We start from the raw sequence: 25565 nt of genomic DNA, 5'->3' as shown, positions 1-25565 counted from the left end.
CTCGGCTCCGGCAGGGTTCGAAAATGGCGCGGCACACGCGACGCCGCTTCAGTGCGGACGGTTCGAGTAGTAGCTCGCGCCGTTGTGCGTGCCGACACCGTAGCCCGCCTTCACCGGCACGCCCGCGCCGAGGCCGATGCCGGCGCCGATGTCGCCGACGCCGTCCAGCATCTCGCGCGCCATCGCCGGGATCGGCACCGGCTTCGAGGTCATCTGCGGCGCCTCGCGCGGCTGCGAGAACTGCTCGATCTGCGTATCGGTGGTCGCGGTATCGGCCAGCCACAGCTCGCATGCGTTGACCAGGTCGTAGTCGGTCGGGTCGACGGTCGACTTGTGGTTCGACGAGACGTCCGGATTGGCGATCTGGTCGATGCTGAGCAGCGGGCCGGTCGCCTTGTTGACGCGATCGACGTTGTTGGCCAGCCACGCGGTGATGATCGTGCCGCAGGTCGCCAGCGTGCGATAGCGCGAGCTGGTGCGCGCGCCGCCCAGGTCGTAGGTCGCGACCTGGTCGATCACCTGCCACATGTCCTTCGCGCCGTAGCAGCCGCGGATCTCGGGGTCCTGCAGCAGGTCGATCATGAACTTGACCTGCGACTGGATCTCGCGCGCCGCGTAATGCGCCATGCCGTAGCCGTGCAGCGACAGGTTGCCGGCGAGATCGCGGGCGGCCTTGCGCACCTGCTGGTGGTTGATCGGGTTCGGCACGCTCGCGCGCAGCAGCGAGTCGACTTCGGTCTGGCGCACGAACGACGACACCGACGACACGAAGCGGATCCACAGGTCGTTGAACTCGCGGTTGCCGGCCGTGTTCGGATCGCCGCCCGGCACGCCGAGCGTGATGGCCGCGAAGTTCTTGCGCTCCTGCTCGGAGATGCGGTTCGGCGTTTCGCGCCAGTAGCGATAGAGCAGCTTGCCGGCATTGCCCGGGCCGATCGGCAGCGTGCCGTGCTGGAACTGCTCGACGATGCGGTCGACCACCTGGAACACCTTGAGCTCGTCGAACATCGCGGCGACGATCATCGGGCCCATCACGCGCACGTTGTCGGCGACGATGTTCGCGTCTTCCAGATCCTCGAGGTTCGGCAGGTCGATGCCGAGATCGGCGATCGCGTCCTCGCCGCCGATGTTCTGGACGGTGTTCAGCTCCTCGTTGATGCGGCGGCGCAGCTGCGGCTCGTCGGCCTGGATCTTGCGGGCCTGCAGGCCGCGCATCACGCGCGCGAATTCGGTGGTGACCACGCCCGGCTGCTCGCCGCCGCGGCCGTCGGGATCGCCCTCGATGCACAGCAGCGCCAGCACCCGCTGCGCGAGCCCACCGTACGAATTGGCCTCGCCCACCGCCGCGAAGAACTGGCGGGTAAAGGCGTTCATCAGCACGTTGTCGCCGTCCGGCACGGTCCGGCCATCCTCGACCTTCACGGGCGGCGGCGTGGCCCCGTCCACCGCGAGGATGCCCAGCACCAGCGCGACGAGCGTGATCGACACGGCCTCCGGGTCCGAGCCGTTCGCGCCATTGGCGCCATTGGAACCGTTGGCGCCGCTCACGTCGCCCGCGTCGAACACGAGCTGGCCGTTGACCTCGGACAGCAACGGCGGATTCACCAGCGACTTGCTGGCGAGCAGTTCGCGGGTGGCGACGAACAGCGGATCGCACACCTGCGGCACGCCGTCGGACGGCTTCGTGTCGTAGACGACCGCGAGGATGGCCTTGCACAGCGCGAGCTGCTCCCGCTCGGCGGCGACCGGCGGCCGCTTCAGCGACTCGAGCCGGTTGACGATATCGACCAGCCCGTCGCGTGCCCGGGTCTCGAGGTCGACGAGGTCGAGGAAGCGGACTTGATTGTTGACATGAAACATTTAACTTCTCCTTGAAATCCGGTCGGTTCGGGGGAGTGAGCGGGATCCCGTGCGCCAGTCAGCCGTCGTCGGCACGGCCGTCCTTGCCCGTGCAACCGTCGTCGCCCGCCGCTTCGTACGCGTCGATGCGGCCGGACAGCGCCTGCAACGCCGCCGCCGCGTCGAGAATGCCGGCGCCGCAGCCGTCGGCCGCGCCGGGCGCGAACGGGCGCGCGGTGGCGACGACCAGCTCGCGTACCGTCGCGCCGTCGAGCGGATAGGCGCGGCGCTGCGCGTACGCGACCAGCAGCGCCGCGGCGCCCGCGACGAACGGCGCGGCGAAACTGGTGCCGGTCGCGAGCTGATAGGCCTCGATCGCGCTCGTCAGCACCCGTTCGCCCGGGGCGCACAGCGCGACGTGCGGGCCGCGCGTCGAGAACGGGGTCGGCCGGCCGTCGTCGCCCACGGCGCCGACCGCGATCACCTGCGGATAGGCGGCGGGCCAGTAGCGGGTCACGGCGCCGTTGTTGCCGCTCGCGGCCACGAGGATGCAGCCGCGCGCGGCCGCATACGCGACCGTGTCGGCATGCGGTTTCGGGCGGTTGGCGGCGATCGTCGCGTCGTCGGTGCCGAAGCTCATGTTGATCACCTTCGCGCCGAGGTCGACCGCGAGCTTGAGCGCGCGATCGAGGTCGGCGATCGCGCCGAGCCCGATCGCATGCGCCTTGCCCGGCAGGCGGGCGGCCGCCAGCGCGCGCATCGGCAGGATGCGGCAATCGCCGCCGAGCCCGCGCGGCATCGCCACGCCTTCGGCGGCGATGATGCCCGCGCAGCCCATGCCGTGACCGACGAAGCGGTCCTCGGGAAAATCGCCGCGATGGCCGTGACCGCTCAGCAACTGCACGCCGGGCGACAAGTCGCCGGGTTCGAGCCGCACCGTATCGGCGCCCGCGCGGAAGGCATGCGCGAATTCGGGATGCTGGCGCGCGATGCCGCTGTCGATCAGACCGACCGTGACGCCGCTGTCGCCCGGCTCGATCGCGTGCGCGTCGTCCATGCGCACCAGCGCGCGCGCATCCTGCGCGACCCGCGCGGCCGGCGGCACCGGTGCGAGGCGGCCGGGCGCGTCCATCGGGACCGTCGCCACGTAGTTGGGCGTCACGCTTTCCACGGTCGCGAGCTGGGCGAGCGAGTCGCACAGCGCACCGATCGGCGTGCCGGCCGGCACGCGCAGCAGCAGCGTGCGGGCCATCCCGGTCGTCTGTTCGAGCGCGTCGTAGCCAAGGTGCGCGTGCCCGGGCACCCAGCGCCCGGCCGCCGCGCTGAACGGGCGCACCGCGAGAAAGCGGCCGGCGAACGCAACCACGATGCGGTCGACCGGGCCGCCGTCGATGCATTGCGCGGCGGCCAGCGCGCCGCGCGTCACGTCGCGGATCGACGGCACGTGCTCGGGCGCTTCGCCGAGCGCCAGCTTGACGAGCAGGCTGGTCGGCAGGCTGAACTGACGCTCGCCGGGCGATGCCCACGGCGTGCCGAGTGCATGGATCGTCATGGCCGCGCCTCCTCCTGGCCGGGCACGGCGGCCAGGGTCATGGGCCTGGCCGCGGGCGCCGGCGGCGGCGCGAATGCGCTCAGGTCGAACGCGAGCGCGGCGGCATGGCGGCTCGTCGGCGAGACGGCGAGTTCGCCGGCCCACTGGTCGCGGCTGGGCGCGAGCAGCAGCTCGTCGTCCGCCGATTGCAGCACGGCGACCGGGCGATTGCCGATCCGCACCAGCGGCGCGTGCGTGCCGTTGACGAGATTGCGCCCGATCACGCGCAGCAGCGGCGCCGCATCGGGCTGCGCGTCGGTGGCGGGCGCCACCGGTTCGATCCGCTCGACGCTCGGCGCGGACGCCCGGTCGAGCGCCCGGCGCAGCCGGTCCACGGACAGGTTGGTGACGCGGCCGATCGCATGCACCATGTCGCGCTGCTCGGCCTGCCGAAATTGCCGGACCGTGCGCACGCCGGCCCATTCCAGCCGCTTGCGGTCTTCGGCCGTGAGCTCGTCGCCCAGCGCGTCGAGCGGCTGGTCCTTGCTGTCCTCGGACAGCGCGATCGCGTTCTCCTCGATCGCCGGCCGCGTGATGGTCGTGAACACGAGATGGAAGGTGCTGCTGTCGGTGTCGCCCGGGCCGGCGGGACGAATCCACACCTCGCTTTCGACGAATTCGACATGGGCGCGCAGATCGAGGTTGACGTCCTTGATCGCGAAGGTCAGCGGCAGGTTGAGGTTGCGCGCCTTGATCGCCATCGCCGCCTGCGCGTTGTCGAGCTGGCTCTGCACGGCCTGGATGAAATCCTCGAGGCGCAGGCTGGCGTTGCTGTTCATCGCACCGCTCCGTCGACCGGCACGGCTTCGAGGACGATCGCGAGCCGCGCCGGCTCCGCATCGAAGGCCGTGCGGGTCAGGAACTGCGGCAGGTCGCCGACCAGCTCGATGCCGTCGGCGCCCCATGCGATGCGCAGGTCGAGCGGCAGTTCCATCGCCATCGAGCGCACCCGCAGCCCTTGCGCCGCGCCCGCGGCCAGCTGTCCGGCAACGTCGGCGAATGCGCCCAGCGTCTCGCCCAGCGGCCGCGGCGCAATCATGTGGGTTCTCCTCGTGCGGATGCGGGTGCGGGTGCCGCCGGCGCCGATGAAGCCGACGAAGCCGATGAGGCCGACGCGGCCGACGGGGCGGCGGACGCGGCCGGCAGCGCAGGCACGGCAGCGGGCGCCTGCGTCGCGGCGGGAACGAGCGCCGCCACCGGCGCCGCGGGCTGGGCGGCCGTCGCCGCCGGCGGCGCGATCCGCACCGCCGGCCGGCTGTGCCGCTCCAGCAGATTGCGCGACGCCTCGTCGACGAAACGGTCGAGCGGCAGCGTCTCCGATGCGAAATTGATGCTCACCTTCCCGGTCAGCGTCGCCTTGAGATCGGTGTCAGTTTGCGCATTGACCGCAACGGTCGAGACCGTCGTGACGACATCGCCCGACGTTCCTCGTCCGCCCCAGGTCGTCTGCCCCGACGACGGGTCGTTCGACGTCGCATACTGCACGGCGGCGCGGTCGCGCGCCTTGGCCTGGAAATTGAGGCTCGCCGCGATCGTGCCGTCCTTGACCACGACCCGCTGCATGCCCAGCAGCACCATCGTCGACAGCGTCGACAACCGATGCTGCGCGACGCGCTCGCGGGCGCGGGGCAGCACCACCGATTCGAGCGTCTGGGTATCGAACGCGCTGTCGGCCGCACCGAAATCGGCGAGCCACGTGGGCGCGGGGGCCGCGTCGTCGTCGCCGGGCCGGACGACCGGCGCGAGGCGGTAATCGCCGCCGTCCTGCGCCAGCGTCACGTCGTGCGGATACTGCTCGACCAGCCACGCGCGCGCCTGCCCGTCGGTCACGTTCTCCTGCGTGAACTGGTCCAGCGGCTTGGCGACCGCGCCGACCAGGTCGGCGAAACTCTCCACCTGCTTGATCGAGCTGTCGACGATCGCGTCGTAGGTGCCATGCACGAGGCTCGCGACGAAGGTCGGGAAGTCGATCGCATCGGCCAGCGCCGCCGCACGCCGGCCGATGGCGTCCGTCGCCTTCTCCCTGGGGGGCGCCGACCCGCCCGGGGCCGCGGGTGCCGCGCCGCCGGCCGGCATCGCTTGCGGCAACGCGCCGTCCTGCCTGCCCGGGTCGCCCGATCCGGACCCGTCGACGATCTCGCGGCCGAACGCGTCGCGAGCAAGAGCCACCGCGGGCGTGATCGCGCCGCGGGGTGGCGGAGGGGGAATGTGGCGAGCCATCGCGCGTGTCCCTCGGGGTCAGGCGGGTTGCAGTTCGCGCGGCGCCGGCTGCGTGCCGCTGGCCGGAAGCGGCGGCGCGCCGTCGGCGCCATGCACGGTCTGGAAGCGGCCGTCGCCATTCAGCGTCACCTCCGTCACGCCGACCTGGTCCTCCTCGCCGGCATGCCGGAACGTGGTGGTGATGCGCAGCCTGACGCTCGCCCGTTCGGGGGTGCCGGAACCGCGGCCGATATCCGCGCGCACGAACGCGCTCCAGCCGTCGAGCATCTGGCCGTGGTCCGCGGCGATCGTCACGTCGCCGACCGCGCCGCCCTGCCACGCCCAGTCGATCGACACCGGCGCCGACGTGCGGCCGCTCGGCCCGTCGATGTACGGCCAGTCGTCGAGGGTGATGCGCTGGCCGGCCATGCGCGGCTGCCCCGCGCCGCCCGCCAGCGCATTGGCCGGCTGGACCAGCCCGGCGAGCTGCGCGAGATCGTAGCTGCGCCCGTCGCGGCTCTCGGTGCGCCGGGTCAGGCTCACGCCGAAGCCGAATTCGCCGCCCGCGGCCGGCGGCTCGACGCCGAGCGCATAGCCCGCGCCCGCCGCGCTGCCGCGATTGATCATGTGGCCGAACGTGCCGCCCGAATGCATTAGCTGGATCACGCCGATGCCGGCCGCCGCCTCGTATTCCGACACGAAATCCTCGTAGGTCATGATGTAGCGGCTGCCGGTCGAGTGGGTCGGCGGCAGGGTCCGCGCGCCGGGATGGCCCGGCGTGCCGACCACGCGATCCAGCGGATCGGTGATCCGCACGAAATACGCGTCGCCGCTGCGATACATGCCCGTCACCACCACCGCGTGGAAGAAGTTGACCGGCGCGCGCACGACTTCGGCGACCCAGATCGGCCCGTTCGCCTCCAGCAGGCGCCGAAAGCCTTCGGGCGCGAAGCACGCATTGGGTTCGACCGTGAGCGTCGACACCCCGGCGAACCCCGCCACCTCGGCCGGCGCCAGGCCATCGCGCATCTGGCGCTCGAGGCTGATGCAGCGCGCGAGCAGCGTCGGGTCGACGCTCTGGTTGTCGCGCCAGCCGATCACCATCGATGCGGCCGTCGCCCAGCAGCCCATGTCGGTCGGCTGCGGGGTCAGTTGCACCTCGTCCCAGTTCACCGACCAGTCGTCGGCGCCCAGCGCGCGCGCGGCGCCCGGCGCGACCGACAGCGCCTGGCTCGTGCCGAAGAAGCCGCGGCTCGGGATCGGCGCCTTCAGATGGCCGACATACGCGAGCGTTCCGGGGGCCATCGTGCCGGTCGACAGGCTGGCGAGATCGCCCGGCGGCACCCAGTGCGGCGGCACGCTGACGATCGGCCTGCCCGCGTCCTGGAAGGACTGGGCGACCAGCTGCGAGCAGAAGAAGTTGTCGGTGTCGGCGCCTTCGCCGAGCTCGATGCGACCGACGAAGCGGCGGCAGCGCTCCGCCGCGTCGCCCGACAGCAGGTCGCACGCGTGGCGGTCGATCAGGTAGCTGCCGCAGCGGACCAGCCCGACGTAGTTGAAACCGCGATCGAGGTAGCGCGCGGCGGCATCGGCAACCTGCTGCCGCTGCGTATCGGTCAGGCCCGGCACCCGGAACGCGACCGCGAGGCGCGCGTCGGCCAGCGCGTCCGCGAGCGGGCGCAGCTGGACCCCGCCGGGAATCGCCTCGATCACCTGCCCGCCCTGGCCGACGTAGAGCATCGCGTGGCTGACCTCCGCACCCGAGCCGGCGCGAATGACGCCGGAGCCGGGATTGCCGGTGGTGCTGAGAATGATGTCGCCGATCTCCAGCGCGTCGGTGCCGATCGACAGGCCGCCGACGCCTGGATCGAGCGGAATGTCGTCGCCGAGGCCGCGCGCGGCGAGCCCCAGCGCCTGGCCGGCCGCCTGCGGCTGGCAGGTGCGGCTGGTGACCAGCCGCATGAAGTAGTCCCAGTCCCAGTTGCCGTCGGGGCACGCGGTATGGCCGGTCGAGGTGTCGGCCTCGCGATGGCCCATGATCGTCGTGCGATTGACCGGCAGCTGATACTTGTCGCACAGCGATGCGACCAGCGCCGCCGAGGTTTCGTACTGGAGCTGGGTCGGCGCCAGCGCATCGAAATGCTGGACGGTGCCGTTGCGACGCGGGTAGTCGGCGCCGCCGCGCTTCACCGCGATGTGTTCGATGCCGATGCTGCGCTGGTTCGAGCCCTTGCAGTGCCACGCCGTGTCGGCCTCGGAGACGAACTGGACGACTTCGCCCTCCTGCCCGACCAGGTAATGCGAACTCACCTTCGACGACGCATTGGTGAAGGTATTCACCACCTGCTGGACGGTGGGGACGTCGGCGATGTGGATGATGATGCGGTCGATCGTCTTGCTGCCGCGCCCCTCGTCGAAATTCGGGCTGGCCGCGGTGCGCGTGACGAGACTGTTCTCGCGCGCGCCCAGCGCCAGCGCACTGGCCGTCGCGGACGGCTCGGCGGCCGCATCGTCGTCGCTGTACGGCGGCGTATCGATGCCGTAGGCCTCCGGGTCGGCGCTCAGGCCGCGCGCCCACGCGAGCGACGACGACGACGAGGTGGCGATCGTGCCCGCCGCGGCGCGCGAGACGCCGACGAACACGCTCACCGGGCTGCCGACGCTGACGCCGGCCGACAGCGTGACGCCGACGAATTCGCCGCGGGCGTTGAACAGCGCCGAGATGCCGCCGGCCGGGGCTTCGCCGACCATCACGCCGACCGTCGTGCCGGTGCCCGAGAAATCGTCGATATGGCCGCGCAGCAGGCTGATCTGGCCGGTGAGGCTCGCCGACACGATGTAGCCGAAGTCCAGTTCGCCCGACACGAAGACGCCGATGTCGTCGCCATTGGCGTCGAAGATGAGGCCGACCGCGCCCGCGCCCCCGGATTCCAGCCCGGCGCCCGCACCCGCGCCGATCGAGACCGACAGGCCGTTGCGCATCGCGACCGGCAGCAGCAGCATCAGCGACGCGGTGGCCGGATTCGCGCTCAGAATCGCCCGCAGCGCGGCCCGCTCGACGGTCGAGAGCTTGCGCGGCCGCGGCCAGGTGAAGCCGCGGCGTTCGCCCGCGAGGCGGAACCCGGCATCGTCGCTCATCCCCTGCGACACGGGTGCCGGTGCGATGGCGGGTGCCGGTGCGATGGCGGGTGCCGGTGCGACGGCGGATGCCGGGCGCGCGGCCGGGGTCGACGCCGACGCCGGCGCGGCGGGCGTCGCGGCGCCCGGCGTTGCGGCATTGAGCGGCGGAAGCGGGCCGAAGCCGTCGTCGTAGTGAACGTCGTGGTGCGGCGCAACGGGCTCGACGGCCGGCTGCGCCGCGGTGGGAGCGGCGCCCGGTGCGCTCGGCGCCGGCACGGCGGTCGCGCCCGGCCGCGTGGCGTCGCCCGCCCAGTTCAGCAGCGGACTCCTGACGGCGGCAGCGCCGCGCGTCGGGAACACGCGAACCCGGCGCAATCCCCGGTCGCTGAGCCCCGACAGCGACACGTACGGACTGTCGGCATTCGGCAGGACGTCGACCGTCCACGCATCGGCAGCGGGCGACGCCGCGGTGGCGAGGCCGAACCACAGCCGGCTCGCGCCCGCGAAGCGCGCCAGCACGGCAGGCGGCACCATGAACACCGCTTCGCCGCGCGGAATCGCCAGCAGGCCGTCCTCGCGGCTGGTATAGAACGTCGACGACGTGCGCCCGTCCTTGCGCGTGAACAGTGCGGGATCGGTGGCGATCACCAGTTCCGCGACGCACGGCGCGTGGCCGACGCGAATCGTGAAGCCCAGTATCGGGAAACGGTCGCTCAGGACCATGCGGTTGGGATGGAGTTGCGCTGCCATGTCGTGTCCTCAGCTCTGGTTTTGATCGGGCTCGTCGCGACGGCCGCCGAGCATCGGCTTGCTGCGCGCATCGATCGCGCGCCGTTCGAATTCCTGCGGGGGAAGCATCGCCAGATCGGGTTCCGGGTCGCCGATGTCGGGGATTTCGTGGTGCGTCGCTTCGAACTGGGCGATCGCGCGCGCCAGCAGCTGCGCGAGCAGCTTCGCGTGCACCGGGCTGATCGCGACGCGGCTCATCAACTGGACGTTGCCGGACTGCGGCTCGACCTGCCCGGCATCGATCAGGAACTCGAACGCGTTGTGCCCGACCTCGAAATAGTTCGCATAACTGGCGAGCAGCGGCCGTGTCTGGCCGGCCGGCTGGGCCGGCTCCGGCGGGGCGTCCTGGCTTGGCTCGATGACGTGCACGACGGCCTCCTTGCATGGCGACGGGCGGTCTGTCCGTTCTGCTTCGCAAGGAGCGGGCCAACGCGGGTGCGCCGGCGCAAGCGCATGATTTGCCGTGGAATTTCCCGGCCGGTGCGGGATTCGGGAACGCTGCCGGGCTGTACCATGTGACAGCCCGGCTGTCACACCGATGCAGTGTTGCCGGCGTCCAGGTTGTATTTGGCCAGCTTGCGGTACAGCGTCATGCGCGACCAGTTCATCTGGCGCGCGGCTTCCATCTTGTTCCAGTTGGTCTGGCGCAGGACCGAGACCAGCCGCTCGCGCTCATGCTCGCCGGCCGAAAAATCCTGCAGGAACAGGCGCCGGAATGCCGGCGGCAGGTCGCCCAGCCCGAACGGGCGCCCTTCCGGCGCATCGATGAACAGTGCCTCGACCAGGTTGCGCAACTCGCGCACGTTGCCCGGCCACCGGTAATGCCGCATGCACTCGAGCAGGGCGGGATCGGGCCGCCCCACCCGCATCGCCCGCTGCAGGTTGTGTTCGGCGACGAAGTGATCGACGATCGGCGCGATGTCCTCCGGCCGTTCGCGCAGCGGCGGTATCTCGATGCGCGCGACGTTCAGGCGATAGAACAGGTCGGCACGGAAACGGCGTTCCGCGACCAGGTCCTCCAGGCGTTCGTTGCTCGCCGCCACGATCCGGACATCGACCGGGCGCCGGCGCAGCGAGCCGACCGGCATCACCGTGCGGTCCTCGAGCAGGCGCAGCAGCTTCGCCTGGACGGCGAGCGGCATCTCGCTGACTTCGTCGAGGAACAGCGTGCCGCCGTCGGCCTCGACGAAGCGGCCGGGAAACGCGTGCTGGGCGCTGGTGAACGCGCCGCGCTCGTGGCCGAACATCTCGGATTCGAACAGGCTGTCGGGCACCGCGGCGCAGTTCACCGCAATGAACGGCTTGTCGGTCCGGGTGCTGAGCCGATGGACGGCGCTGGCGACGCGCTCCTTGCCGGTGCCGGTTTCGCCGGTCACGAGCACCGTCGTATCGGTGCGCGCGACCTTCGCCAGATAGCGGCGCAGGTCGGTCATCGCCGGGCTCGAGCCGTGCAGCCCGAGTGACGTCGCGCCAATGCCTCCGATCGTGCTCATGCGCGCGCCGCCCGGCTAGCGAACCGTTGACGGATGATGCGCAGCCCCGATGTTCATCGCCACTTCCCCCCCCGCTGGATGTTGAGGAACAAGACAACCATCCTCGATGGCGATTGTTGGCACGCGTTTAATTAGTACTGTGATGCGTGTTGAATGGAGAGCCGCGTGTCACGGCGCCGGCCGATAACCAGTGTAGTTTCAATATGGAGATTCGTACAACCTGCCGACTACGCAATAACAAATATGTCATTTCACGCATTTTCATCAATTCATCCGCAATCGGGATGACGAACGGAAAGCCCGTCGCGGAATTCGGAGAATGCGTGTCGTTCACGAAGCGGGATCGGTGACTTCGCCAGTCGCGTACGTCGGTTGCGGTGAGGATGTGGCGCACGTGTCTGATGCGCGCGGAGACGGCGAGCCGCGTCGGGTTTCCGTGCCGCTCGATCGGCATGAACTGCCCGAGCGTCGAAACTCGAACCCGCAGCCTGCCGCCTCGCTGACGCATTCGCGCACGCTGCCATCGTCAATCGCGCAGATAGCCGTCGGTCGCCGAGTCCCGCATCCGGAACGACGCGAGCGCGGCAATCGCCCCCAGTGCACTCACGTACCAAAAGAATGCGGATTCGATACCGGCTGCCTTCAACGAAAGCGCCGCATACTCCGCCGACCCGCCGAATGCCGCATTGGCAATCGCGTAAGGCAACCCGACACCGAGCGTCCGCACTTCCGCCGGAAACATCTCGGCTTTCACGAGACCGCTGATCGAGGTGTACAGGCTCACGACCGCCAGCGCGGCGAGAATCAGGACGAAAGCCCACAGTGGATCGTGGACGGACTTCAGCGCCACCATCACCGGAACCGTGCCGACCGTTGCACCGACGCCGAACATCAGCATCGACGCCCGGCGCCCGATCCGGTCGGACAGCGCGCCGAACGCCGGCTGCATCACCATGAACACGACGAGCGCGGCGGTCATGATTGCACTCGCGGTCTTCGCCTGCATTCCGACGGTGTTGACGAGGTACTTCTGCATGTAAGTCGTAAACGTGTAGAACACCAGCGAGCCACCGGCAGTGAAACCCAGTACCGTTACCACGGCCCGGCCGTGCCCGCGCAGTCCTTTCAGCGTGCCCGCATCGGCCCGGTTGCGCGCATGCGCGGTCGTGGTCTCGTCGAGCGAACGACGCAACCTCATCGCGACAACCGCGCCGAGTGCACCCAGCGCAAACGGAATGCGCCAACCCCATGCGATCAGCTGATCGTGCGAAAGCCACTGCTGAAGCGCGACTACCACGACCAGGGCGAGCACCTGCCCGCCGATCACGGTCACGTACTGGAACGACGCGAAAAAGCCGCGCCGTCCCGGCTCGGCGATCTCGCTCATGTAGGTCGCGCTGGTGCCATATTCCCCGCCGACCGATAGCCCCTGCATGCAACGCGCGGCGAGCAGCAGCGCCGGAGCGAGCGCGCCGACTTGCGCGTACGTCGGCAGCACGGCGATCGCCAGCGACCCGCCGCACATCATCAGCACCGACAGGACCATCGCCCGCTTGCGGCCATGGCGATCGCCGATGCGCCCGAACAGCCAGCCGCCGACCGGGCGCATCAGAAAGCCGGTCGCGAACACGCCGGCCACATTGAGCAGCTGCGTCGTCCTGTCACCGGCAGGAAAGAGCGCATGCGCAAAGTACAACGAGCAGAACGAATAGACGAAGAAATCGAACCACTCGACCAGGTTGCCCGACGAAGCGCCGACGATCGCCCGAATGCGTCGCCGGGAATCCGCCGGCGCGCCGACCGCGTTCGGCCGCAGGGTATTGGTTTCCATTGCTTGGTGTCTCCAGATCCATGTTGTCCCGCGGTCCGGTCTGATGCCGCGTCGGGAGGATTTGCGTACCGCTGCTAGCGCATCACGAACGGATTCCCCGTCGGCGCGCCGGTGTTGATCCACACGCTCTTCGTCTGCAGGTATTCGTCGATCGCGCCGATGCCGTTCTCGCGTCCGAGCCCCGAATCCTTGTAACCGCCGAACGGCGACATGAAGCTCACCGCGCGATACGTGTTCACCCACACGGTGCCCGACTCGATGCGCTCGGCCATCCGGAACGCGCGGCCGATGTCGCGCGTCCACACGCCCGCGCCGAGCCCGAAGCGCACGTCGTTCGCGAGCGCGACGGCCTCCTCTTCCGTATCGAAGCGGATCACCGACAGCACCGGCCCGAATACCTCTTCCTGCGCGATGCGCATGTCGTTGCGCACGCCGGTGAAGATCGTCGGCTCGACGAACCAGCCGTTGCCGCATTCGACACGCGCCGCCGCGTGGCCGCCGAGCGCAAGCTGCGCACCTTCGTTGCGTGCAATGTCGATGTAGCTCAGCACCTTGTCGTATTGCGCCCGCGTCGTGACGGGGCCGACCTGCGTGCCCGCATCCATCGGGTCGCCCATCCGCGCGGTGCGTGCGAGCGCGACCACGCGTTCGACGACCTCGTCGTGGACTCGCGCTTGCACGAGCAGCCGCGAGCCCGCGATGCAGGTCTGGCCGGTCGCGGCGAAGATGCCCGATACCGCGCCGTTCACCGCATCGTCGAGATTCGCGTCGTCGAACACGATGTTTGGCGACTTGCCGCCGAGTTCGAGGCTCACGTGCTTGAAGTCGCGCGCGGCCTGCTCGTTGATGCGGCGCCCGGTCGAATCGGCGCCGGTGAACGTCACCTTGCGCACCAGCGGATGCGCGACCAGCGCACTGCCGACTTCGTTGCCGAAGCCGGTCACGACGTTGACCACGCCGCGCGGAAAGCCGACCTCGTGCAGCAACTCGACGAACTCGAGCGTCGACGCCGACGTGAACTCGGACGGCTTGATCACCGCCGTACAGCCGGCCGCGAGCGCGGGCGCGAGCTTCCACGCGAGCAGCATCAGCGGCGAATTCCACGGCGTGATGATCGCGACCACGCCGAGCGGCTCGCGTCGCGTGAAATTGAAGTAGCCAGGCTTGTCGAGCGGGATCACGTCGCCCTGGATCTTGTCCGCGAGGCCGCCGTAATAGCGATACCACTGCGGCAGATACGTGAGCTGACCGCGCATCTCCGCGTACAGCTTGCCGTTGTCGCGCACCTCGATCGCGGCGAGGCGCTCGGCGTGCTCGGCGATGCGGTCGGCGAGCCGGCACAGCAGCTGGCCGCGCGCGGTCGCGGACATCTCGCGCCATGCGCCGGCGACGAACGCACGATGCGCGGCGCGCACTGCGACATCCGCATCAGCCTCGTTGCCGCGCGCCAGCTCGGCCCACGGCTGGCCGGTAAACGGATTGTCGGTGTTGAACCATTGACGGCTGTCGGGCTCGCGCCGTTCGCCGTCGATCAAGTGAAGGTAGCGTTGCATGTCCGGCTCGCTGAAATCGGTGTGAATCGCCCGGACCGCTACCGGATGCACGCATTCGGCAGCGGTCCCGGCACGGCGGTCGCCGCCGTTCGACGGGAACGACGAGATTGCGTCGAACGACGGCGTGTCAAGCGCACTCAGAACGGCGCGTAACCGAGTGCTTCGCGGAAGCGGTTCTTCACGTACACGCCGTCGCGCGGCGGCAGCGCGCGCGGCGGCTCGTCCGCGCGGATGTGAACCTGGGCAAACACCGGCCCGCTGCGCGCATTCACGCGCTCGACGATCTGCGTGTAGTCGTGCGCGTCGCGTACCGCGAACGAATCGGCGAGCCCGAAGCCCTTCGCGACCGCAACGAGATCGGTGCCGAGGCTCGAATGGCTCTGCTGCATGCCGGTTTCGCCGTAATGACCGTTATCGAGCACGACGATCGTCAGGTTGTTCGGCTGCTTCGCGCCGATCGTCCCGAGCGCGCCGATCCCCATCAGCTGTTCGCCGTCGCCGGTCACGACGATGACCGGCTTCTCCGGCTGCGCGAGCGCGAGGCCGAGACCGAGCGCCGCCGCGCCGCCCATCGCGCCCCACAGATAGAAATTGCCGACGCGATCGCCCGCCGCGAACACGTCATACGAGGCCGAACCGAGGCCGCTGACGACGAGCGCGTCCGGCGCGCCGGCCAGCAGGTTCCGGACGAACGCACGGCGCTCGATGGTCTGGTTTTGTTGCTCGCTCATTATTTCCGCTCCCACTTCTTGCGACCGATCAGGCTCTGCGACAGCAGCACGGCAACCTGCTCGCCGGCTTCGAAGGCGGCGTCGAACCCCGCACTGACGATTTCCTCGACGTCCTCCGGGCGGTCCGCGCGCAGCACCGTGATGCCCATCAGTTCGAGCGCGGCCTGCGTCGTCTTGCCCATCGGACCCTGCCACGGATTGAATTCCGCGTATTCGCCGCGCATCGTCACCAGCGTGAAGAACGGAAAATTGCAACTGCGTAACAGCGAGAACATGTTCACGCAATTGCCAACGCCGCTGCTCTGCATCAGCAGCACCGCGCGCTGGCCGCCGAGCCATGCACCGCTCGTCAGCGCCACGCCTTCCTCCTCGGTGGTCAGCGCGATGGCTGCGATTTCATCGTCCGCGATCGCGCTGCGGATCACCTGCGTATGTCCGGCGTCCGGCACGTAGGCGATCTGCTTCACGCCGCCGGCCTTCAGAACGGAAAAGATGGACGTCTGCCATGCCGGCTCATGTCCCGTTGCGGTACTCATCGGTTGCGCTCCTTCACGAAGTTGTTTCAGGAATCATAAAATGCGATTACTCTCACGCAGAAATAGAGTTTCCTGATACACGGATCACGATTCGGCATGGACATCAAGCAATTGCGCGCGCTGCTGGCCGTCGCGGAAACCGGCAGCGTAACGCGGGCAGCCGACGTGCTGCACATCGTGCAGCCCGCCGTGTCACGCCAGTTGAAGCTGCTGGAGGAGGACGTCGGGATCGCGCTGTTCGAGCGCGGTCGATACGGGATGGAACTGACGGAATCCGGCGAGATCCTGGTCGAGCATGCGCGGCGCGCGCTGCTCGAGCTCGACCGCGCGCGGGCGGAAATCCAGCCGTCGGACGCGCGGATCTCCGGCATCGTGACGATCGGCCTGCTGCCGAGCACGGCCGACCTGCTGGCCAGCCCGCTGCTGACCGCCGTGAAGGCGCGGCATCCGTCGGTCAGCCTGCGGGTGTCGGTCGGCTACGCCGGCCATTTGCGCGACTGGCTCGAAGCCGGGGAAATCGACGCGACGCTGCTGTACAACCCGAAAGCCACGCCGACCATCCAGGTGCAGCCGCTGCTCGGCGAGAGCCTGTGCGTCGTCGGGCCGCGCTCGTCGGACCTTGCGCCCGACCGGCCGCTCGCGCTCGCGGACATCGCCGCATGGCCGATGATCCTGCCGAGCGCGCCGCACGGCATCCGCAACATGCTGGAGCAGGCGCGCCCGGGCGCCGGCGCGACGCTCGACGTCGTTGCGGAAACGAATGCGATGAGCGTGCAGAAGAGTCTCGTCGCGCGCGGGCACGGCTTCACGATTCTGCCCAGCATCGCGGTCACGGAAGATATCGCGCGGGATGCGCTGCGCGCGGCGCCGCTGTCCGATCCGGGGCTGCAGCGCACGATCGTGCTGGCGTTGCCGAATACACGCCGGATCGCGGCGGCCGTGCGGGCGGTTACCGCGCTGCTCGTCGACGAGATGCGCGCCGCGGTCGAACGCGGCGACTGGCCGTCCGCACACTGGCTCGCTGACTGAACCCGCGAAGGTCGCCCGTCACGACGGCGCGGATTCGCCCTCGCGCAGCGCGATGCCCGTCCAAGCGCCGCTTGCGGCCAGTTCGCCGATCAGCTCGACGATCGTCTGCCGCACGGCGAGCGCGGCGGAATTGACGGGAGACGTGTTCGACCAGCACAGGCTCGCGGGCCGGCGGATCTCCGGCTCGACGATCCGGCGCATCTTCGGCCGGCTGGACGGCTCGCGCGACGCCAGCGCGGACGCCGGCAGGATCGTGCACGCGAGGCCCGACTGCGCGAGCGAGATCATGGTCGGCAGCGAATCGATATCCGCGATGATGTTGAGCGGCACCTCCTCGCGCGCGAACGTGCGTTCGAGCAGCAGGCGCAGCCCGTTCTGCACGCCCGGCGCGACGAGCGGCACGCCGGCGAGCGACGCGAGCGGGCAGGTTCGCGCGCGCGACGGCACCGCGCCGCCCGGCTCGCCGAGCAGATACAGCACCTCGTCGAACAGCGGCATCGCGGTGATGCCGGTCGTGTTGGATTCGCGGAACAGGATCGCGAGGTCGAGCCGCCCGTTCGCCAGCAGCTCGTTGATGAAGCCGCTCATGCTCTCGAGGTACTGCAGCCGGATGCCCGGATAACGCGCCCTCACGCGCTCGAACAGCGGCACCGCGAGGATCGACGTCATCGTGGTCGGGAAACCCACCGCGACCGTGCCCGACTCGCTGCCCGCGCCTTCCCGCACTTCCTGGCGCAGCTGCTCCATCTGCCGGAGCACGAGCCGCGCATGGCGGTACAGCGCCTGCCCGGCCGCGGTCGGCTTCACGCCCTGCGGGCTGCGCACCAGCAGCGTGACGCCGATGTCGCCCTCGAGCTTCGCGATCTGCTGGCTCAGCGACGGCTGCGCGACGAACAGCTTTTCGGCCGCCTTCCCGAGGCTCCCGTATTCCACGATGCTGACGAAGTAACGGAGCTGGCGGATGTCCATGGCGGTTCGTTCGATGCGAAAGCCATAGGATACCCCTATGACCGGCACATCCAAACGGTATTTCCGCCGCGCCTGCGCTTCACCTAAAGTCACTTCATGCCAAGTCAGAACAGCCGGCCCGCCCGGCGATGGAGGTGACAGTGAATTCTCCCCGCTCGCATGCCAGCGACGATGTCCAACAGGTCGCGACCGACCTGATCAGCGCCGAACGTGCGATCGCCTTCGCGGCCACGCTCGACCATCCGGTCGTTCCCGTCGTGGGCGACGCGTTGCTGCCCGCCTGGCACTGGCTGTATTTCTGGTCGATCGCGCAGCAGGCCGAGCTCGGCCCGGACGGCCATCCGCGCAAGGGCGGCTTCCTGCCGGACCTCGGGCTGCCGCGCCGCATGTGGGCCGGCGGCCGGCTGACGTTCGAACGCCCGCTGACGATCGGCGCGATCGCGACGCGCACGTCGCGCGTGCTGTCCGTCGAACGCAAGGAAGGCCGCACCGGCACGCTCGGCTTCGTGACCGTCGAGCACGTGATCGAATCAGCGGGTGAAGTCGCGATCCGCGAGGAACACGACATCGTCTATCGCGGCGCGGCCGCGCCTGGCGCCGCCGCGCCCCCGCCGAAGGCCGCGCCCGACGCCGCGCAATGGCAGCGCGACATCACGCCCGACGAAGTCATGCTGTTCCGCTATTCCGCGCTGACCTTCAACGGCCACCGCATTCACTACGACCGCACCTACGTGCGCGACGTCGAAGGCTATCCGGACCTCGTCGTGCACGGCCCGCTGATCTCGACGCTGCTGCTCGACCTCGTGACGCGCTCGCTGCCCGGCGCGACGATCGTCGAATACGCGTATCGCGCGGTACGGCCGACCTTCCTCGGCAACACCTTCAGCGTGTGCGGCCGCCTCGCCGACGACGGCAAGACCGTCGAGCTCTGGGCAAAAGATCACGACGGCTGGCTGACCATGTCCGCGAGCGCGACCCTCGCCTGACTCATTTCGAGCATTCCCCGATACGAAACATGAATCCTACCGACGCGTACCAAGACATTCGCGAAGCCGTTCGCGACCTGTGCGGCGAATTTTCCGCCGAGTATTTCCGCAAGATCGACGAGGAACGCGGTTATCCCGAAGCGTTCGTCGACGCGCTGACGAAAGCCGGCTGGCTCGCCGCGCTGATTCCGCAGGAATATGGCGGCTCGGGCCTCGGCCTGACCGAGGCATCGGTGATCATGGAGGAAATCAATCGCGCGGGCGGCAACTCCGGCGCGTGTCACGGCCAGATGTACAACATGGGCACGCTGCTGCGCCACGGCTCGGCCGAGCAGAAGCAGCGCTATCTGCCGAAGATCGCGAGCGGCGAGCTGCGCCTGCAGTCGATGGGCGTGACCGAGCCGACCACCGGCACCGACACGACCAAAATCAAGACGACGGCGGTACGCAAGGGCGATCGCTACGTGATCAACGGCCAGAAGGTGTGGATCTCGCGCGTGCAGCACTCCGACCTGATGATCCTGCTCGCGCGCACCACGCCGCTGTCGGACGTGCAGAAGAAGTCGGAAGGAATGTCGATCTTCATCGTCGACCTGCATCACGCGATCGGCAACGGGATGACGGTGCGCCCGATTCCGAACATGGTGAACCACGAGACCAACGAGCTGTTCTTCGACAACCTCGAGATCCCCGCGGAGAACCTGATCGGCGAGGAAGGCCGGGGCTTCAAGTACATCCTCGACGGGCTGAACGCCGAGCGCACGCTGATCGCGGCCGAATGCATCGGCGACGGCTACTGGTTCGTCGACAAGGTGTCGCAGTACGTGAAGGATCGTGTGGTGTTCGGCCGCCCGATCGGCCAGAACCAGGGCGTGCAGTTTCCGATCGCCCGCTCGTTCGTCAACGTCGAGGCCGCGAGCCTGATGCGCTTCGAGGCCGCGCGCCGGTTCGACGCGCACGAGCCGTGCGGCGCGCAGGCGAACATGGCCAAGCTGCTCGCGGCCGATGCGTCGTGGGAAGCCGCGAACGCGTGCCTGCAGTTCCACGGCGGCTTCGGCTTCGCGTGCGAATACGACGTCGAGCGCAAGTTCCGCGAAACGCGCCTGTACCAGGTCGCGCCGATCTCGACGAACCTGATCCTGTCGTACGTCGCCGAGCACATCCTCGGCCTGCCGCGTTCGTTCTGACGGGAGTGACGAGCATGCGCCCACTGGAAGGCATCAAGGTCGTCACGTTCGAGCATGCGATCGCCGCGCCGTTCTGCACGCGCCAGCTCGCCGATCTCGGCGCGCGCGTGATCAAGGTCGAACGGCCGGGCGTCGGCGATTTCGCGCGCGGCTACGACGAACGCGTGTCGGGACTCGCGTCGCATTTCGTGTGGACCAACCGCTCGAAGGAGAGCCTCACGCTCGACGTTAAGCAGCCCGCGGCGCTCGACGTCGTGCACAAGCTGCTCGCGGATGCCGACGTGTTCGTGCAGAACCTCGCGCCCGGCGCGACGCAGCGGCTGGGGCTCGACTACGACACGCTGCGCGAGCGCTATCCGCGGCTGATCGTCTGCGACATTTCCGGCTACGGTCTCGACGGGCCGTTCCGCGACAAGAAGGCGTACGACCTGCTGATTCAAAGTGAATCCGGATTCCTGAGCATTACCGGATCGAACGGCGAGCCGGCCAAGGCCGGCTGCTCGATCGCCGATATCGCCGCCGGCATGTATGCGTATACGAACATCCTCGCCGCGCTGATCGAGCGCGGGCGCACCGGGCGCGGCCGGCACATCGACGTGTCGATGCTCGAAAGCATGGTCGAGTGGATGAGCTATCCGCTCTACTACGCGATCGACGGCCAGTCGCCGCCGCGGCAGGCCGGCGCGTCGCACGCGACGATCTTTCCGTACGGCCCGTTCAGGGCCGGCGACGGCAACACCGTGATGCTGGGCCTGCAGAACGAGCGCGAATGGAAGCGCTTTTGCGAGACCGTGATCGGCATGCCCGAGCTGGCGGCCGACGAGCGCTTCGGGTCGAACAGCCGCCGCGTCGCGAATCGCGACGCGCTCGCGGCCATCATCGTCGATGCGTTCTCGACGCTGACGTCCGCCGACGTGATCGACCGGCTCGAGCAGGCCGGCATCGCGAACGCGCGAATGAACGACATGCACGGCGTCTGGACGCATGCGCAACTCGCCGCGCGGCATCGCTGGACGCGGGTCGACACGCCCGCCGGCGAGATTCCTGCCCTGCTGCCGCCCGGCGTCGCGCCGGGCGACGATCCGCGCATGGACCCGGTGCCGGCGCTCGGCCAGCATACCGATGCCGTGCTGCGCGAGCTCGGCTATGCCGATGAACAGATTCACACGTTGCACGCATCCGGTGCCGTCTGACCGGGCCTTGCCGCGCTGATCGAAGCGCGCCCCTCACCTACGTTTCGAAGCGTCTCCGCGTCCGGTCACGGACGCGAGAGCGCCACATGACTGGAGACATCATGGCGAACACCGTCAATGCCGCCGGCCGGCTCGACCGGCTGCCGATTTCAAGGTTTCACTGGAAGATACTCGGCCTGATCGCCGGTGGCGCGTTCCTCGACGCGTTCGACATCTATCTCGCCAACGGCTCGGTCGCGGCGATGGTCAAGGAGGGATTCACCGACCTGCGGCATGGCGCGATGTTCGTGTCGTCGACGTTCGTCGGGATGATGATCGGGGCGTTCGTCGCGGGTTACGTCGGCGATCGGCTCGGGCGGCGCTATTCGTATCAGCTCAATCTGGCCGTGTTCGGGCTGGCTTCGATCGCCGCGTGTTTCGCGCCCGATATCGCGTGGCTGATCGTGCTGCGTTTCATCATGGGGATCGGGCTGGGCGCGGAACTGGTCGTCGCGGCCGGGACGCTCGCCGAGTTCGTGCCGCCCGAGACGCGCGGCAAGTGGGTGTCGCTGCTCGCGATCATCACCAACAGCGGGCTCTTCGCGGCGCTGGCCGCGGGGTACTGGATCATTCCTTATCTCGGCTGGCGGTACATGTTCGCGCTGGCTGGCGTCGGCGCGCTGGTCGTCTGGTTCATGCGCAAACGGATGCCGGAGTCGCCGCGCTGGCTCGAATCGGTCGGGCGGCTCGACAAGGCCGAGGCGACGCTTGCCGCGATCGAGCAGGAGGTCGGCCGGCAGGTCGGCACGCTGCCGCCGGTGCGACGCACCGTCGACCTGCATGTCGGGAAGGTGCCGCTCGGCGTGCTGTTTTCGAAGGGGATGCGGGGCCGGACGATCGTCGCGGCGTTGACCGCGATCGGTGTAAACGTCGGGCTCTACGGCTTCATTGCGTGGCTGCCGACGTTCTTCGTCACGGAGGGGTTGTCCGTCGTCAAGTCGCTCGGGTTCGTGTTCCTGATGTCGATCGGCTCGCCGGTCGGCGGGTTGATCGGCTATCTGATCGCGGATCGGATCGGGCGGGCCAAGGGCATCGTGATCGCGTCGATCCTCAGCATCGCGCTCGGCTGGCTGTATGTGTCGCTACGCGATACCACCGCGATCATCGTGGTCGGCTTCTGTCTCGTCAGCGCGATCTACACGATCACGACGCTCGGGCTGTTCGGCTACATTCCCGAACTGTTCCCGACCGAAGTGCGGCTGCGCGGCACCGGTGTCGCGGGCATGTGCGGACGGATGTCGTCGATCGGCACGCCCGCGCTGGCGCTGGCGCTTTACCAGGCGTTCGGCGTATCGGGCGTGATCGCGATGGTCAGCGCGACGCTCGGCGTGCTGTGTGTCGCGATTGGGCTGCTGCGCGTCGAAACCGGGGGGCAGGCGCTGGAGGAAGTCGCGCCGGGGATGCAGGACGCGGAAGACGCCGCGGTCCACTCCGGCGTCAGGCAAGCCTGATTGCGGGCGGGCCGGCCGCGGCGAACGCTTGCCGCGCGCAGACGGGCAGCCAGTCGGCAGGATGGTCGATATGGCGCAAAAACGTGTCGAGACCGGTTCTGGAGAGCGATACGCTCGCATCGTTCTCCAGCGGATGAAACAGAAAACGCTCCTCGCCGCGCAGTTCGACATCGATGATCAGACGCACACGTCCGGTTTCGTCATTGACGAGCGCGAGCGGGCTCAAGGACCCCGGACGAATACCCAGCAACTCGAAGAGCTTGTCCGCGGACGCAAACGACAGACGTTTGCTGCCGAGCGCCGCGGCGAGTTCAGCAAGATCGAGCGACTTCGCGGCCGTCGTGACGACGAGGAAATAGTGGCCCTTCCGGTCCTGCAGCAGCAGGTTCTTGCAGCGGGCGCCCGCCACGGATAGCGTCAGCATGTCGGACTCGGACATGTTGCGTACCGGGTCGTGTCCCTCGCACGAGAACGGAACATCGATTTCTTCAAGAAGCCTCAGCACTTCGTCTTTTCCCAGCATGGTGTCGTTCATGTTCGTTGATGCGAGGGACGACCCTGCGCCCATTTCAGCGTCGCCCCTCTTTCATTCAGGGTCAGGCATCGAAGACCGGGTACGACGCCGTTCGGATCGCAGCGATCGTGTCATCCTTCGAGAGCAGTCCCGATTCATCCAGAATCGTCACCAGCGAGCGGCCTTCAGCCACGGATTGGCGCGCGAGCTTGCTCACGCGAGCATAGCCAATCTTCGGCACGAGCGCGGTTGCGACAGCCATGGATTCCAGCACATGCTGCTCGTTGCGCGCGACGTCGGCCTCCATTCCGCTCACGCACTTCTCGCCGAAGCGTCGAATCCCGTTGGTGAGCAAGGCAATACTGTCGAACACGCGCGAAGCCACCACCGGCTCGAAATGATTGATCTCCAGTTCGCCGTACTGAACCGCCTGCGCGACCGCGACATCGTTGCCGACAACCGCAAAGCTCAACTGGATCATCGCCATCGGCAAGACCGGATTCACCTTGCCCGGCATGATCGACGAACCCGCCTGCGCTTCCGGCAGTTTCAATTCTCCGAGCCCGCCGGCCGGACCCGACGACAGCACGGTCAGATCGGATGCGATCTTCGCAAGCGACGCCGCGCAGGTACGCAATTCCGCCGAGATGCGCGAGAACACGTCCATGTTCTGCATCGCGTCGAACGGATTGGCCGGCGCTTCATAAGCGACGCCGGTGATGCTGCAAAGATGAGCGTACGCCGCCGCGCGATAACCGGCCGGCGCGCCGAAGCCGGTTCCGATTGCCGTGCCGCCGAGCGGCAGCGTGCGCAGCTTGTCACGCACCGCGGCAAGCTCGTCGGCCAGGCGAGCCGTCAATGAAGCGTAGCCTCCGAAGAGCTGGCCGAGCCGCATCGGCTGGGCATCCTGCAGACAGGTGCGGCCTAGGTGCAGGATATCGGCAAACTCGGTCGCCTTGTCGTTGAACAGGCCTGCGAGTTTCGTGACTTCCCCGATGAGCGAACCGAGCATCGTGTATGTGGCGATCTTCAATGCGGCGGGATACGCATCGTTGGTCGATTGCGAGCGGTTGACGTGATCATTCGGGTGGATGACCTCGTAGTTTCCGGCCGCGTGACCGAGGATTTGCTGGGCCCGGTTCGCAATGACTTCGTTGAAGTTCATGTTGGTCGACGTGCCGCCCGAGCCTTCCATCAGATCGACCACGAGCGAAGCATCGAGCTTCCCTTCGATCACTTCCCTGCACGCCGCGACGATCGCATCGCACTGCTCGCCGGTGATGACGTCGTTATCGCGATTAGCCAATGCCGCCGCCCACTTGACCTGCGCGAACGCGTCGCGAAACGCCGGATAGTGAGCGATGTTCAACGGCGACACCGTGAGGTTATCGACCCCTCGAACCGTGTTCACGCCATACAGTTTGTCGCCGGGAATGGCGACTTCGCCGACGTAGTCGCGTTCGATACGAGCGTCGCTTTGAGCAGGCTTATTCATGGAGATTCCTTCCGCCAACGGTAATGAGTTTTTCGATGTCCCCGCCGAGCGCGGCCAGCCTCGGCAGAAACGATGTTTCGATGACTTCGCGTGCCGTATCGCAGGCATCGTCGAAGAAAGCGTTATATTCGTCCCGGCGCGCCACGAGGTACAGCGAGCGCTCCAGGCCCAGTTGTTCGACCACGTGAACCGCAACGTTGCCCGCATGCGTCACGCCCTGAAGCAGGCACATCGGCGATGTAATGGCCCAGCCGATGCCTTCCGCCACCATCGAGGTCAAGGCATCGGCGTTGTCGAGTTCGAGCCGCGCGGGCGCGCGAATCTCGATGCGCCGAAGATATCGCTCGATCTGCAGGCCCACCTGCGACGTGCGGTTGAATCGCACAATGGGCATGCTGTTGGTCAGCGTGCGCAGGTCGTCGATCGTCTTCACGGCGATGCCGAGGCCTTTCGGCGTGATCACGAAATAGCGCTCGGAGAACAGCCTGTATCGCACGACATCGTTGGCATCGATCAGCGGATCGCTCGTGACGATCAGATCCAGATCCCGGCGCAGCAGCGCCTCGCCTTGTTGAGGGCTCAGGCCCGTGCGGATCGACAACTGCGACACCTTGCCGATCAGCTTCTTCGTGAAGACCGAGCCGCACGTGGATGCGAACGAATCGACCAGCCCGATGCGCAAGTCGGGTTTGATCCCGCGCCCCGCTTCGACGACTTGCGCCTTGAGATTCGCGATTTCCTCGCTCAGTACCACGCCGCGATTTCTGAGCGCGATGCCGAAGGGCGTCAGCGCCATCGGCCGCGTGGTCCGATTCACCAGCACGACACCCAGTTCGTCTTCCAGTTGCCGGATGATCTGGGATACGCCCGATTGCGATATGCCCATCCGCGCTGCCGCAGCGGACATGCTTCCCTCTTCCGCGACGGCGACGAAGACCTGCACCGCGTGCATGTCAATGGGTTTGTGAGACGGCATGTCGAGTCCTCATGTGGGCGTCCTGTAGCGGCCGTCATCGACGA

At 68.1% G+C, this 25565-nt stretch carries 21 protein-coding genes; 5 read left to right on the top strand and 16 right to left on the bottom strand.

What is annotated here, in order from left to right:
• Positions 1–48 precede the first annotated feature (48 nt).
• From NQV17_RS24635 to NQV17_RS24580, 12 genes are all read right to left on the bottom strand, one after another.
• Positions 49–1860: a hypothetical protein gene (locus NQV17_RS24635; RefSeq protein WP_257774224.1), complete on the bottom strand. Its 1812-nt coding sequence runs from the start codon at positions 1858–1860 to the stop codon at positions 49–51.
• Between the two features lie 58 nt (positions 1861–1918).
• On the bottom strand, positions 1919–3391 hold the full coding sequence (locus tag NQV17_RS24630) for a S8 family serine peptidase (protein WP_257774223.1): 1473 nt from the start codon (positions 3389–3391) through the stop codon (positions 1919–1921).
• A complete protein-coding gene (locus NQV17_RS24625) occupies positions 3388–4209 on the bottom strand; it encodes a hypothetical protein (RefSeq protein WP_257774222.1) in 822 nt (273 codons plus the stop codon). Before NQV17_RS24625 ends, NQV17_RS24630 begins: the two co-directional genes overlap by 4 nt.
• Entirely contained in the window at positions 4206–4469 is a 264-nt protein-coding gene (locus tag NQV17_RS24620; RefSeq protein WP_044844335.1) for a hypothetical protein, read from the bottom strand. The genes NQV17_RS24625 and NQV17_RS24620 overlap by 4 nt, the downstream gene beginning before the upstream one ends.
• On the bottom strand, positions 4466–5599 hold the full coding sequence (locus tag NQV17_RS24615) for a hypothetical protein (protein WP_257774221.1): 1134 nt from the start codon (positions 5597–5599) through the stop codon (positions 4466–4468). Before NQV17_RS24615 ends, NQV17_RS24620 begins: the two co-directional genes overlap by 4 nt.
• A 69-nt stretch (positions 5600–5668) precedes the next feature.
• Positions 5669–9499, bottom strand: a complete 3831-nt coding sequence (locus NQV17_RS24610; RefSeq protein ID WP_257774220.1) for an N-acetylmuramoyl-L-alanine amidase — start codon at positions 9497–9499, stop codon at positions 5669–5671.
• 9 nt (positions 9500–9508) lie between these two features.
• Complete coding sequence (locus NQV17_RS24605) at positions 9509–9907, bottom strand: DUF3467 domain-containing protein (protein WP_257774219.1); 399 nt, start codon at positions 9905–9907, stop codon at positions 9509–9511.
• Between the two features lie 161 nt (positions 9908–10068).
• Complete coding sequence (locus tag NQV17_RS24600) at positions 10069–11031, bottom strand: sigma-54-dependent Fis family transcriptional regulator (protein ID WP_257774218.1); 963 nt, start codon at positions 11029–11031, stop codon at positions 10069–10071.
• Between the two features lie 526 nt (positions 11032–11557).
• On the bottom strand, positions 11558–12862 hold the full coding sequence (locus tag NQV17_RS24595) for an MFS family transporter (protein WP_257774308.1): 1305 nt from the start codon (positions 12860–12862) through the stop codon (positions 11558–11560).
• 74 nt (positions 12863–12936) lie between these two features.
• Complete coding sequence (locus tag NQV17_RS24590; protein WP_257774217.1) at positions 12937–14415, bottom strand: aldehyde dehydrogenase; 1479 nt, start codon at positions 14413–14415, stop codon at positions 12937–12939.
• A gap of 137 nt (positions 14416–14552) precedes the next feature.
• Positions 14553–15146 carry a thiamine pyrophosphate-dependent enzyme gene (locus NQV17_RS24585; RefSeq protein WP_257774216.1) on the bottom strand — a complete coding sequence of 198 codons (594 nt, stop codon included), beginning with the start codon at positions 15144–15146 and terminating at the stop codon, positions 14553–14555.
• Positions 15146–15682, bottom strand: a complete 537-nt coding sequence (locus tag NQV17_RS24580; protein WP_044846918.1) for a thiamine pyrophosphate-binding protein — start codon at positions 15680–15682, stop codon at positions 15146–15148. Before NQV17_RS24580 ends, NQV17_RS24585 begins: the two co-directional genes overlap by 1 nt.
• Before the next feature lie 96 nt (positions 15683–15778).
• Between NQV17_RS24580 and NQV17_RS24575 the strand changes: the two genes are divergently transcribed.
• Positions 15779–16711: a LysR substrate-binding domain-containing protein gene (locus NQV17_RS24575; protein ID WP_044846919.1), complete on the top strand. Its 933-nt coding sequence runs from the start codon at positions 15779–15781 to the stop codon at positions 16709–16711.
• Positions 16712–16729: 18 nt separating this feature from the next.
• On the opposite strand, the gene NQV17_RS24570 is transcribed toward NQV17_RS24575, so the two are convergent.
• Positions 16730–17680, bottom strand: a complete 951-nt coding sequence (locus tag NQV17_RS24570) for a LysR substrate-binding domain-containing protein (RefSeq protein WP_257774215.1) — start codon at positions 17678–17680, stop codon at positions 16730–16732.
• A 128-nt stretch (positions 17681–17808) separates the two neighbouring features.
• Between NQV17_RS24570 and NQV17_RS24565 the strand changes: the two genes are divergently transcribed.
• The 4 genes from NQV17_RS24565 (at position 17809) to NQV17_RS24550 (ending at position 22536) form a co-directional block, all read left to right on the top strand.
• A complete protein-coding gene (locus NQV17_RS24565; protein ID WP_374692740.1) occupies positions 17809–18666 on the top strand; it encodes a MaoC family dehydratase N-terminal domain-containing protein in 858 nt (285 codons plus the stop codon).
• Between the two features lie 29 nt (positions 18667–18695).
• Complete coding sequence (locus NQV17_RS24560) at positions 18696–19853, top strand: acyl-CoA dehydrogenase family protein (protein WP_124529571.1); 1158 nt, start codon at positions 18696–18698, stop codon at positions 19851–19853.
• A gap of 14 nt (positions 19854–19867) precedes the next feature.
• Positions 19868–21046 (top strand): CaiB/BaiF CoA-transferase family protein, encoded by a 1179-nt coding sequence (locus NQV17_RS24555; protein ID WP_044846923.1) that lies wholly within the window; start codon positions 19868–19870, stop codon positions 21044–21046.
• Positions 21047–21147: 101 nt separating this feature from the next.
• Positions 21148–22536, top strand: a complete 1389-nt coding sequence (locus tag NQV17_RS24550; RefSeq protein WP_257774307.1) for an MFS transporter — start codon at positions 21148–21150, stop codon at positions 22534–22536.
• Here NQV17_RS24550 and NQV17_RS24545 read toward each other — a convergent pair.
• From NQV17_RS24545 to NQV17_RS24535, 3 genes are all read right to left on the bottom strand, one after another.
• Positions 22523–23071 carry a prolyl-tRNA synthetase associated domain-containing protein gene (locus tag NQV17_RS24545; protein WP_257774213.1) on the bottom strand — a complete coding sequence of 183 codons (549 nt, stop codon included), beginning with the start codon at positions 23069–23071 and terminating at the stop codon, positions 22523–22525. The genes NQV17_RS24550 and NQV17_RS24545 overlap by 14 nt on opposite strands.
• 61 nt (positions 23072–23132) lie before the next feature.
• Complete coding sequence (locus NQV17_RS24540) at positions 23133–24545, bottom strand: aspartate ammonia-lyase (protein WP_257774212.1); 1413 nt, start codon at positions 24543–24545, stop codon at positions 23133–23135.
• On the bottom strand, positions 24538–25521 hold the full coding sequence (locus tag NQV17_RS24535) for a LysR family transcriptional regulator (RefSeq protein WP_257774211.1): 984 nt from the start codon (positions 25519–25521) through the stop codon (positions 24538–24540). The genes NQV17_RS24540 and NQV17_RS24535 overlap by 8 nt, the downstream gene beginning before the upstream one ends.
• Between the last annotated feature and the right edge of the window lie 44 nt (positions 25522–25565).

The organism is Burkholderia sp. SCN-KJ (genome assembly GCF_024656005.1).
In the GTDB taxonomy this organism is placed as follows: domain Bacteria; phylum Pseudomonadota; class Gammaproteobacteria; order Burkholderiales; family Burkholderiaceae; genus Burkholderia.
The sequence above is the reverse complement of the archived record's forward strand: the minus strand, read 5'-3'. Positions and strand labels throughout refer to the sequence as shown.